14 protein-coding genes are annotated in these 10,856 nt (G+C 38.1%); 11 read left to right on the top strand and 3 right to left on the bottom strand.

Translation table 11 applies throughout. The annotated features are described in order from the left end of the window. Positions 1 to 46: 46 nt before the first annotated feature. Positions 47 to 1,291 carry a hypothetical protein gene (locus tag HMPREF9073_RS10830; RefSeq protein WP_009413797.1) on the bottom strand — a complete coding sequence of 415 codons (1,245 nt, stop codon included), beginning with the start codon at positions 1,289 to 1,291 and terminating at the stop codon, positions 47 to 49. Between the two features lie 177 nt (positions 1,292 to 1,468). Between HMPREF9073_RS10830 and HMPREF9073_RS10825 the strand changes: the two genes are divergently transcribed. The 10 genes from HMPREF9073_RS10825 (at position 1,469) to HMPREF9073_RS10780 (ending at position 6,170) form a co-directional block, all read left to right on the top strand. Beyond that, entirely contained in the window at positions 1,469 to 1,723 is a 255-nt protein-coding gene (locus tag HMPREF9073_RS10825; RefSeq protein WP_009413796.1) for a hypothetical protein, read from the top strand. 29 nt (positions 1,724 to 1,752) lie between these two features. Further along, on the top strand, positions 1,753 to 2,145 hold the full coding sequence (locus HMPREF9073_RS16010; protein WP_009413795.1) for a hypothetical protein: 393 nt from the start codon (positions 1,753 to 1,755) through the stop codon (positions 2,143 to 2,145). A gap of 86 nt (positions 2,146 to 2,231) precedes the next feature. Beyond that, positions 2,232 to 2,735: a hypothetical protein gene (locus HMPREF9073_RS10815; RefSeq protein WP_009413794.1), complete on the top strand. Its 504-nt coding sequence runs from the start codon at positions 2,232 to 2,234 to the stop codon at positions 2,733 to 2,735. A gap of 190 nt (positions 2,736 to 2,925) precedes the next feature. Further along, positions 2,926 to 3,330, top strand: coding sequence for a hypothetical protein (locus tag HMPREF9073_RS10810; protein ID WP_009413793.1), 405 nt, complete (start codon positions 2,926 to 2,928; stop codon positions 3,328 to 3,330). Positions 3,331 to 3,354: 24 nt separating this feature from the next. Further along, on the top strand, positions 3,355 to 3,657 hold the full coding sequence (locus HMPREF9073_RS10805) for a hypothetical protein (protein WP_009413792.1): 303 nt from the start codon (positions 3,355 to 3,357) through the stop codon (positions 3,655 to 3,657). Between the two features lie 73 nt (positions 3,658 to 3,730). Next, positions 3,731 to 3,943, top strand: a complete 213-nt coding sequence (locus HMPREF9073_RS10800; RefSeq protein ID WP_009413791.1) for a hypothetical protein — start codon at positions 3,731 to 3,733, stop codon at positions 3,941 to 3,943. 14 nt (positions 3,944 to 3,957) lie between these two features. Beyond that, positions 3,958 to 4,374 carry a hypothetical protein gene (locus HMPREF9073_RS10795; protein WP_009413790.1) on the top strand — a complete coding sequence of 139 codons (417 nt, stop codon included), beginning with the start codon at positions 3,958 to 3,960 and terminating at the stop codon, positions 4,372 to 4,374. After that, positions 4,371 to 4,781, top strand: a complete 411-nt coding sequence (locus HMPREF9073_RS10790) for a DUF6884 domain-containing protein (protein ID WP_009413789.1) — start codon at positions 4,371 to 4,373, stop codon at positions 4,779 to 4,781. The genes HMPREF9073_RS10795 and HMPREF9073_RS10790 overlap by 4 nt, the downstream gene beginning before the upstream one ends. A gap of 1 nt (position 4,782) precedes the next feature. Then, a complete protein-coding gene (locus tag HMPREF9073_RS10785) occupies positions 4,783 to 5,442 on the top strand; it encodes a hypothetical protein (protein WP_009413788.1) in 660 nt (219 codons plus the stop codon). 221 nt (positions 5,443 to 5,663) lie between these two features. Next, positions 5,664 to 6,170 carry a hypothetical protein gene (locus HMPREF9073_RS10780; protein ID WP_009413787.1) on the top strand — a complete coding sequence of 169 codons (507 nt, stop codon included), beginning with the start codon at positions 5,664 to 5,666 and terminating at the stop codon, positions 6,168 to 6,170. Positions 6,171 to 6,428: 258 nt separating this feature from the next. Here HMPREF9073_RS10780 and HMPREF9073_RS10775 read toward each other — a convergent pair whose 3' ends face one another. After that, complete coding sequence (locus HMPREF9073_RS10775) at positions 6,429 to 7,481, bottom strand: DUF6688 family protein (RefSeq protein ID WP_009413786.1); 1,053 nt, start codon at positions 7,479 to 7,481, stop codon at positions 6,429 to 6,431. A gap of 26 nt (positions 7,482 to 7,507) precedes the next feature. Further along, positions 7,508 to 8,236: an RNA methyltransferase gene (locus HMPREF9073_RS10770; protein WP_009413785.1), complete on the bottom strand. Its 729-nt coding sequence runs from the start codon at positions 8,234 to 8,236 to the stop codon at positions 7,508 to 7,510. A gap of 76 nt (positions 8,237 to 8,312) precedes the next feature. Here HMPREF9073_RS10770 and HMPREF9073_RS10765 point away from each other — a divergent pair, with 76 nt between their 5' ends. Then, positions 8,313 to 10,853: a BamA/TamA family outer membrane protein gene (locus tag HMPREF9073_RS10765; protein WP_009413784.1), complete on the top strand. Its 2,541-nt coding sequence runs from the start codon at positions 8,313 to 8,315 to the stop codon at positions 10,851 to 10,853. The last annotated feature ends 3 nt before the right edge of the window (positions 10,854 to 10,856 follow it).

Genomic DNA, 10,856 nt, shown 5'->3' with positions numbered 1-10,856 from the left:
TTGAAAATTGGTACATTTCGTTTTGCGGATTATACTGAGCATTTTTTTATTGGAATAGTTGTATCAAATTTTCTATGACTCCGAAGTTGGTTTGCTTAGCAAGGGTGCGCAAGCGCTCTTTTAAGGTCAAACGCTTGCTTAACTCTCCTTTTTTACAGCGCTTCAAATCGATGAGAAGTTGCTGAATTTCTTCATATACCCTCGTTTTCCAATGTGGCTGACGTTTAGAAACAAGCTCAGGAATAGAAGGGTCAAACAAACGCAACATATCCACCGTTTGGGCAGCAAATTGAGTGTCGCGCTCATACACAAAACGCTGCGACATATTTTCTACAGGATCTTTCGTTAGAAAAAGTTCTTCGCTAAAAGTACTATAAATCTCTATTGCAAAATCCACTTTCCCCATCCATATAAGGGCATTACACAGTTTAGAAATGAGGATATCAGGAGTGTTAAATTCCTCATCAAACACGTGTAAGGGTTTGGCGCGTAGGTTGCGATGTAAAGCAGCTTCAGCCACGCGAATCGCTTCTTGTTCATTGTTGTTCAAGTAAGCCAATACTACTTTGGCTATGGTATAGCGCGTTTCAGGGTAATGAAAGAAACTATCAGGATAATCTCGCCATACCGATTCAATGTATTTATCAGCTTCTGCAGTATATTTTTCTACAAAATCTCCCCCCCCCCATTTTGTACTGCAAAATACCCCATAAGCAAGAAAAGAATTTTGGCATACTCTCAAGTGTTCCAAAGGTTGAGTGGCGAGATAGGTTTCGATGAGGTGAACATAACTCGCTTGAGCCATATAATCGTAGTACGGGAACCAAGGGTAAAGCGACTGAGTGATTTTTGGAGTGTTCTTATAGCGTTCCAAAAACGAATAGGCATAAGGCAAATCATTCAAAATGATAGGAGCGTAAGCCTCGTGAGTGTCACGCAGTTTAACGTCGAAAAAACTCGCGCCCGAGAAGGCAATAGTGTCGTAGAAAGAGTTGATAACCTCGCGCAGTTGTGTAGGGGTAGCAGGGGTTGTGTTGTTACAAAAGCTCTGCCAGTCGGCAAAACCAATGTAGTTACAAATCAGGTCAAGACTTGTAATACTTAGTTGTTTCTCCTTGTCGATTTTTCCAAAGAAGCGGCGCAAGGTTTGGGTAGATAGACGCGTTTTTTCCGATAATTCTTCAAAGTCAGCTATAGAAGTAACTGTTTTTCCAAAGGAGCGGTTTACTTCGTTTTGTAAGCGGTTAATGTGTTGTTTATAAGCGTTATCAGTAGCTAAATCATTTGTCATTTTCCACGTCAAGTATTTATAATAAGGGTGCAAATATACACAAAAAACACCAAACTGTACAAAATTGTACAGAAAATTTATACACAATTGTACAAAATTGGACTTTCGTATTTTTTGGAGCGATTATACTTTTGCCCCTGAAAAAAGATAACAACAGAAACCGAAAAATAATAAATAATGTCAGTAGAATATTACAGAAAACAAATCATCGACCTCAGAGCGCGATTAGCCAAAGAGAAAGAAAACAAGAAGAAGGACAATGCTTATTATGGCGATATGGCAAAAAAAGCTTCTTCTCCTAGTAGTAAAGCTTCTTATAAAAAGACTAAAGTAGATAAAGCCGCTTCTCACGACCGTGCTATCGAAAGTCTCAAAAAACAAATAGAGCGTTCTAAAGAAAGTCTTGCTCGCGAAAAAGCAAGAAAAAAATAAACAAGTAAACAATTTAAAATTTTTATAATATGATTAAGCAATACAAAGAATTGGTAGCTACTGATTTGTATATCGTGGCTATCTACGACAACAAGTCTATCGACGTGTACGACCGCTACGAAAATGCTAAAGGTGCTTTGCGCCAAATCGCTGATGAAAACAACTTCAAGTATGACGAATCTTGGAATACTCGTCAGTTTGGCAAAAAAATAATTGATGCCCTTGGTGGTGGAGCTCCTGCTATTGCCGATGAAACTTACTGTGTGTATACCGATGCCAAAGGTACCGTTATCTGTGGAAGCAAGTTTGAAGGTAGTACTAAAGAAGGTTTGCGTACCGTAGCTGCTAAGTACAAAATTAAGTACGACGAGGCTTGGAACACTCAACAGTTCGGTAAAAAAGTAATTGAAGCTTTACGATAAGAACTGATTTCTAAGAGAGTGTCTATTTTTTAGGCACTCTCTAAAAAAAACACTAAAACATACTAACACTAAATAAAGAAATAAAAATGGCAAAAAAAGCTCTTGTAACAGGAAGAACACAGAACAGAACAGCCCTTGGTATTATTGCTGCTTATTTAGAAATGTACCCTAGTACAACTCTAAGTGAGTTAAAACAAATATTCGCAAAAAGTAGTGTATGTCCCGATGCAGGTATTGGTGAACTATTCTACACTACTAAAGACCTTGAGGCTGAGAAAAAAGCAGGAAATGAATGGTTTGAAAAAGACCAAGCTTGCTTTACTCAAGATGGTGAATGGTTAAAAGTAAAAGGCAATAAAATCGCTTTCTGCAAAATGTGGACAGCTCCCAGCCTTGCTAAACTACAACAAAAAGCCGAACAATATGGTATCACAGCTCAAGTAGGCGACCTTTCTAAAACCGACCCTAACTACAAAGTAGGGTATGCAATCACTTATGAAGGTGGTAAAAAAGGAATTCCTTTTTGGGTGTGGATTGTATTGTTAGTACTCTTAGCAGGAATCGCCTATTTTTTATTAACCAATAAATAAGAAAAACCTGCTGCTACTCAAACCATTTCTCTTACTGAAGAAGTACAAAAAGTAGAGTCGCCTCAGCTATGAAGGTTTTGGAAGTAGCAAACAAAAAACACTAATACCCCCAACTCCGATGAAAATAGACGTGTGGAGTTTATCGTACTTAAATAAAACATTTTTTTAACACTTAAAAAATTCTAATATTATGGGAATTAAAACAAAAACTATTGCCCCTTTTATTGCTGCTGCTGCAACTGCACAAGGAGCCTACGATGAAATTGCACAAGAATGTGTAGCCGATTTGGCTGAAGAACTCGAACTCAACGACCTACAAAAAGAAGTAGAGGCAGCTTTCAAAAAAATAGAAAAACTCAGCGATGACGATTTCGATGCTTATCTCGAGGAAGCTGCTAAAGCTGTGAAAGCTGGTGAAAAAGAAGCTACATTGCTTATTAGCCTGCAAGTATTAGCATCCGATGGTGTGATTACTGCCGACGAGATGGAAAACTATTTTGCTTTTGCTGAACTACTTGGCATAGACGATGAAAAAGCAAGCGAATTGTTTGACGATTTTGTAGAAGAAGCTGATGATTTAGAAATCGAAGCCTAATGTATAACCTTAATTTTTTTAACTATGGCACTTAAAAAAACAGCAACTGGAAAAGTAGATAAAAGAACTACTGAATACAAAGAAATGGTAGAAAGAGCAAAAAAAGCTCGTGAAGCTGCTAAAAAAGAAAAAGAAAAGGCAGCTAAAAAATCCGACAAGAAAACTACAACTTCAAGCGGGGTAAAAAGAAAAGCTGACGGTAAAGTAGACCTTCGTACCAAAGAAGGAAAAGCTATAGCCGAAAGAATGGAAAAAGCCCGTAAAGCCAAAGAAAAAAATAAAAAGAAAGGCGGCGTATTGTCACGACTTATTAAAAAATTAGTATAATAGCAATACACACTTTTTTTCAACTTTGCCTGAGTTCCAAACTTAGGCAAAGTTAATATTAAATAATCAACTTATGGGACTATTTAGCAGTATTTTAAAAGGAACAGGATTCTCTTTTTCGTGGAAACGTGCTGTAGGACTTACAGCACTCCGCAGTAAAGCCTCTCGCAGAATAGGAGTGCCTACTTCTCGCCAAGGGGTAGAACGCAAAATAGGTGCAACTTTATTGGGAGCCCTATTTGGCACAAGCAAAAAGAAAGGAAGAAAGAAAAAGGGGTTGTTTTAAATAAAAAAAATAATATGTCAACAAAAAAAATAATAATTTGTGCAGTAATAGCATATTTGGTTTTAACTTTTTCACTTGCATTATTTGACAAGAACGATTCAGTGGTAAGATTTGTTGCTGTAGGTTTAGCATTAGTTATGTTTATCTTAACTTGGATTGACTATGAAGGAAATATGCATCCATTGGCTCGGTATAATATGAGAGCAGGAAAGCTTTTTAAGAAAAAGTTTTTTGCTGCACTTGTTGAAGGAGGAATAGTAGCATTAATAGTTTGGGTTTTATTTATGCCATTTATTATGTTATGGAGATGGCTGTTTGATGTTGTACAAGCTAATAGCAATGTAATACTTATAACACTTGGAATACTTATAGCAATAGCTTTTCTTGTTTTTGCTGTTATTTATTTCCGTAAAAAGAAAGTAAGCCGATGAAAATAGTACTAATCTCTTGTGTTTCAAAAAAAGCTCCTCAGCCTATGCAAGCAGAGGAGCTATACCAAAGCCCTTTATTTGTAAAAAGTTTAGCTTATGCTAAAAAGCTAAAACCCGATGCTATTTACATATTATCGGCACTACATCATCTGCTCCCTCTTGATAAAGTAACCGCCCCATATAACCTTACTCTCAACACTATGAGTAAAAAGGAAAGAACAGAATGGGGTAAGAAAGTAGTGGAGCAACTTAAACAAGTGACAAATTTAGAAAAAGATACTTTTGTGATTTTGGCAGGAGAAAACTACCTCACACCTATCCAATCTCACCTAAAACATCTCGAACTCCCCTTAAAAGGAATGAAAATAGGTGAACGGCTACAGTTTCTAACGAATAAAACAGCTTAAAATGAACTCATTAGTAGTACAATTACATCAGTTATTTAACGCACAAAAGCGTTTTACTTTTCCTTTTGAAGCAAATAAGAACGAAATTCCTACTAATGGTATTTATATTATCTTTGAGAAAGGTGAAAAATTTAATGATTGTGATAGAATCATCAGAGTAGGTACCCATACAGGAGATAACCAACTCTATTCTCGCTTAAAACAACATTTTGTAAAAGAGAATAAGAATAGAAGTATTTTTAGAAAAAATATAGGGCGTAGTCTGTTGCGTAAAGATGATCCTCATCACTCTTATGCTGAAAAATGGGAATACGATACTACCTCAAGGGAAGGTAAACAAAAATATACACACTTGTTGGATGTAAATTTTGAAAAAGCTTTAGAAAAGCGAATTAGTGAATATATACAGCAAAACCTCTCTTTTGTAGTATTTGAAGTAAAAACTAAAGACGACCGACTTTTCTGGGAGAGCAGAATCATTTCTACCCTTTCTAATGCTGCAAAAGCAGGTGAAATAAAACCTTCTGAAAATTGGTTAGGCAGTTATTCTCCTAATGAAAAGATTAGAGAAAGCGGACTTTGGTTAGTGAATGAATTGTATAAACAAAGTCTTAACGACGAAGAATTTGAAAAGCTAAAAAACTTAGTAGAAGGTAAATAATTTGATCACTTTCAAGCACTCCCCTGTTATGCGAGTCTTATAAAGGCTAAACCTTAATCAGGTGTCAGGTGTTTAGTAATAATCAAACAAAAACCACCGTTGTGCATTTACCTGCTCAGTGGTGGTTTTTTTTATTGTCCTAACTTTCCTAATTGTCAAATTATTATTACCTTTGCGTCTCAATCTTTTAGAAAAAATGTGAGCCTACAAACTTTATAAAAATGAAACACCACCTTACCACCTATAGCCATATTGTATTAAGAAAGAGGTATAAAGATATTACTTTTAGTGTAATGTACGAGACTATCAATGGCGGACTTGTAGAGAAATTTAATGAAGGTACTCAAAGTAAAACCGAAAAGTACAAGAATATTGAGGCTTTGAAAATCTTAGCTGATAATGGGAGGAAGTATCGCCTATTACCTGTAATTCAAGATAGACAGAAAAATCCTGATGCATTTAATTTGATAAACCTAAGGTATGTAGATATAAAAGTAGCAGAAAGTACCAATGGGAAGAATGTTACGCAAAGTGCACTAAAAGAGGCTAATAGACAGAATGTAAGTGAGCTAATTATACATTTCCCCGAAGAATTAGAGTCTAATCGTGATGTTTACGATGCTTTAAAAGCTTCATTTAAGCAAGGGAGAGCAAGTAATATTGAGTGTATAACTATTATTACCCACAGGAAAAAAGTAATATCCTTTAAAACAGATAGGCTAAAATAACTAGGAGGCAAATTGAATTACCATCAATTTGCCTCCCGGGGGGGTGTGTGCGTATAGAGACCCGAAGTCTCGTCACTCACCATCAAAACGATTTTAATCTGTTTTGCGTTGCAAAGATACTACTTTTTTAGTATATACGCAAATTTTTTAACTGTTTTTTATTTGTAATATTTCTATCAACTATACTTAATGGTTGATAATTAAATCTTTACACCCTATCCTCTAACCTCTTCATTGTTATCTGTCCATTGTTAATTATTAATTATTAATTGTTAATTGTAAAGAATACTGCCTCCTAATCTTCTCCTCTGGTCGTAAGCAAAAGGTGTATAAACAAAGTAGAAAACCCCATTCTAAGGGCTTCATCAGTATATAAGTGAGGTTTGAAGCCCAGCGACTTTTGATTTTTTTAGAGAGGTCGTAACCATAGCGGTCATAGTTCTTGCGTATAAAGCGGTGTAGGGTAGGGGAGAGGTCGGCGATGAGTTCTTCAAAGGCGTTGGCAATTTGCAACTGTCGGTTTACGATAATGCGCTGTTTGCCCCGTATCCCCCAGCGCAAAGGTTTTACTAATTGCGGACTTCCGCAGGCAGCTACAGTGCAAAGGTAATGCCCTTGGTGGGGTAGATGCGGCGGGTGGTCGTGTTGTGAGAACCCCCAAGTAGTAGTCTCTGTCAGTGCTTTGCTCACAGCATCGTAATCATCTCCAAAGAGCATCAGTACTAAGGTGACGAGTACAAACACAGGCAATATAGCTATTACCGAGGAGCAAAACAGCGCACTTTTGGTAGAGAGTTTTTTGTTCAGCTCGTTGAGCCATTGGTGTTTAGAAGGGCTAAAAGATAGATTTTTAGGCAAATCGTAGAGCGTGCGAATGATGATGCTTAAACCTACTAACAGACTGAAAGTAGGGAAGCAAACTAAAATTTCATTACCTTCTTGTGAGCCTAAAAGTTGCAAGATGAGTATCCCGTTGAAAAACAACCCTATATAGAGCACACACAATCCCAATGCTAAAATTAGTGGGGGTAAAGCTGATTTGCGAAACCAAAGTAGTAGCAGGGAAATATGATACAACACAAAAAATATTATATATATCAGTCTGTGTTTGGAAGCAATAAACTCATAACTTTCAAGTCCAGCAGGGTCAATCGCTTCGTAATAAGGGTGTTCCTCTCCTGAAAATAAAAGGAATAGTAAAAATGTAACAAAATAAAATTCCGCTATGATAATCTGCCATATAGGCACATATTTACGCAAGAGTAGTATAAAGCATATCGCAAATACAACTAAAAATAGTAATTCTATCATATTTCTTACCTGTTAATTGTTAATTGTTACCTCTTACCTCTTACCTTACTTAAAACAATCGCTCCTGCCATTGCTACATTTAGGCTTTCTGTTTGTTGGTGTTTGCTAAAACGCGGAATAGTGATTGCCTTATTTGCTAAGGCACGCACTTCGGGGCTTATCCCATTGGCTTCATTGCCTAAGATAAGTATGCAATTTTTGAGAAATTCGGTAGTGTAGAGGCTCTCACCTTCTAAATCCATTACATATACGGGCAGACTACAAGTAGCTAAAAATCCCGCTAAATCTACATAATGCACCGCTACACGGGTAAGTGAACCCATAGTGGCTTGCACTACTTTGGGGTTATAGCAATCTACGGTTTGGGTGTTGCAGACTAAAGTTTCGATGCCAAACCAGTCGCAGAGGCGTATCAGTGTACCTAAATTACCAGGGTCTTGTACGTTGTCCAAAGCGAGAATTACCCCCTCTTGCAGTATGCCCTTTTGCTTGCGTTGGTGAAAAATTGCCAAACCCTCATCAGGGTTTTTGAGGGCGCTTACCTTCCTCAATTCCTCTTTGCTCACCAGCGTGATAGGGTGATTGCTAAGAGCTTCGGTAAACACTTCGGTGGCGATGAGCAGTTCCAATCGGTAGCCTGCTTGCAGAAATTCCACGATGCTCTTTTTCCCTTCTACTATAAAGAGATTCAGCTCATTGCGATATTTTTTCTGTTGTAGTTTCTGAATTAATTTGAGTTGATTTTTGCTAAGCATAAAATAATTGTGTATTTTTGAGCCCTAAAAACAAAAACTTGTGAGAAATACGCGTTCCCCACTAAGCCTTATCGGTATGCTACTCGTCTTAACCATTGCACTCAGCGCGTGTGATGCTACCAAGCGTGTGCCTAAAGACCGCCATTTGCTCAGAGAAAATCTCGTGTACGTGAATGGCTCTAAAACCGACGATGCAAAGATAAACAATTTTGTGTTACAAAAGCCTAATTCGTATATTTTAGGAATGCCCATCAGTTTGTATATCTACAATTTGGGCAATCCTAATGCCGAAAAAGACTTCGCTCAATGGATTGATACACACCCGCGTTGGCATCGTTTTCTCAAAGGATTCTTGTCCGAAAAACAGGTGGGCAGACTCCAGAAATCGTTTTTAGTATCGGGTATCGACCACCAATTGCAGCGTATAGGCGAAGCTCCTGCCGTGCTTGATACAGCCCGCGTACATAAATCTACCAAACAATTGGGAGCGTACTTCCGCAGTATAGGCTATTTCAACAACAAAGTAACCGATAGCATTTTCCCTCTTCCTAAAGAAGAAAAACAACAAGCTAAAGTAGGCTACTACATCACCACGGGCGAGCGTTACTATTTGGATAGCCTCAAAACGAAAATCACTTCTCCCGAAATTGATTCGGTTTACCAATTGCACAAATCAAAAACTTTCCTCAAATCGGGGGCGCCTTATCAGCTTAGCGATTTTAGCAACGAGCGTTCACGCCTATACGAACTTTTCCGCAACAATGGTTTTTACACTTTTCAGCAGAGTTCTATCAACTTCCAAATTGTGCGTGATACAGTTACCGCCCAAAAAGATACTAAATTGCAGGTAACTACCGATATAGGCGACCTTGTAGAACGCGATGGCGATGTGATTACCACCAAAAAATACAAAGTACACCACATCAATAAAATACGCCTCTACACCGATTATGACAGCAAGGTAGATAAGAGTACTTTGGACTCTTTGCAGTATCGCGATATGCTTATTTATTACAAAGGCAAACTTCGCTATCGTCCGCGCGTGTTGTACCACGCTACAGGGCTGCGGAAAGGGGCCGTCTACTCCGATGTGGAACGCGGTAATACCTATCGTCAGTTCAATAACTTGCGCGTGTTTCGCTACCCCAATATGGAGTTTAAATACGCTGCCAATGATACCTTGCAAAACAAACTCGATGCGAATATCTACCTATCGTCTATGGATAGATTTTCACTGCGCCTTACTAATGAAGTGAAGCGTTCGGAAATTGAAGCCATTGGTTTTGGGATAGGTACTTCGTTTGCAGCGCGTAATATATTTAGAGGGGCTGAAACTTTAGAACTGAACTTCCAAGGTACTTTTGCCTCTCAACCTACACTCAAAGATACGCGATTTTTCAATACCTCGGAAGTGAGTGGTGATATCCGCCTCATTTTCCCTTCTATCGTTTTCCCACTGAATACTCGCAAACTCATTCCGTACTATATGACCCCTCAAACTATTTTGCAAGGAGGTATGAGCTATCAAACAAATATAGGGCTCGACAAACGCACTACTTCGGGCTTGTTGCGCTATGTGTGGAATCCGCGTAACCAAAAGAATAAGGTCATTTTCGATTTGATAAACGTACAATATGTGAACAATATCAACCCTGGTAACTTTTTCAATATTTACCAAAGTACGTATGAAAAGCTGAACGATATCGCTCGTAAATATAGCTTAGGCAGCCGATATGTAGATAGCAGAGGAAATCTTACCCCCAGCGAAGGTACATTCAATTTCTTAGAAGATATTTTTAATCGAACAATAACTGTTCAACCTGATGATGCGTTGCCTTTATTCGGTATTTTGGAGCGATATAACCGTATTACTAACAACGACTTTATCGTGGCGAGTAGTTTTACTTATATCATCAATAGCAAATCACAGTTTTTTGAACGCAATTTCTCTCAACTCCGCTTCAAAATAGAAGGAGCAGGCAGTTTGCTCAATGCTATTACAGCTACTTATAAAGTGGTGAATACCGATGGGAGTACCAAAAATAAACTCTTTGGGGTGGAATATGCCCAATATGCCAAAGCTGAGGTCGATTTTATCAAACACTTTCCTGTTGGCAAACAAAGTTCTTTGGCATTCCGTTCGTTCTTAGGAGTGGCAATTCCGTATGGTAATTCCGATAATATACCGTTTTCACAGAGTTATTTTGCGGGAGGTACTACCGATAACCGCGGGTGGAAAGCCTATCGTTTAGGTCCAGGGTCAAGTCAGTCGATTTTGGACTACAACGAGGCAAATATGAAGATTACTCTCAATCTTGAATATCGTTTTCCTATTTTAGGGGCACTCAAAGGCGCTCTTTTCACCGATGTGGGGAATATATGGAATGTTGCCGATAACACACCTTTTGAAGAAAATAAATTTAAGAATTTTTCATCACTGAAAGATGTAGGGTTGAGTACAGGTTTAGGTTTGCGTTATGATTTCAATTTCTTTGTCATTCGCCTCGATATGGGTATTCCTACCTATGATCCTGCTGAACCTATAGGCGATCGCTGGATAAAGAAATTCAGAATAAAAGAAACGGTGTTTAACTTTGGTATCAACTATCCTTTCTAAACG

Origin of the sequence: Capnocytophaga sp. oral taxon 326 str. F0382 (genome assembly GCF_000318295.1) — a bacterium.
GTDB classification, from domain to species: Bacteria; Bacteroidota; Bacteroidia; order Flavobacteriales; family Flavobacteriaceae; genus Capnocytophaga; species Capnocytophaga periodontitidis.
Note: the sequence above shows the minus strand (reverse complement) of the source record. Positions and strands in the feature narration are given on the sequence as shown.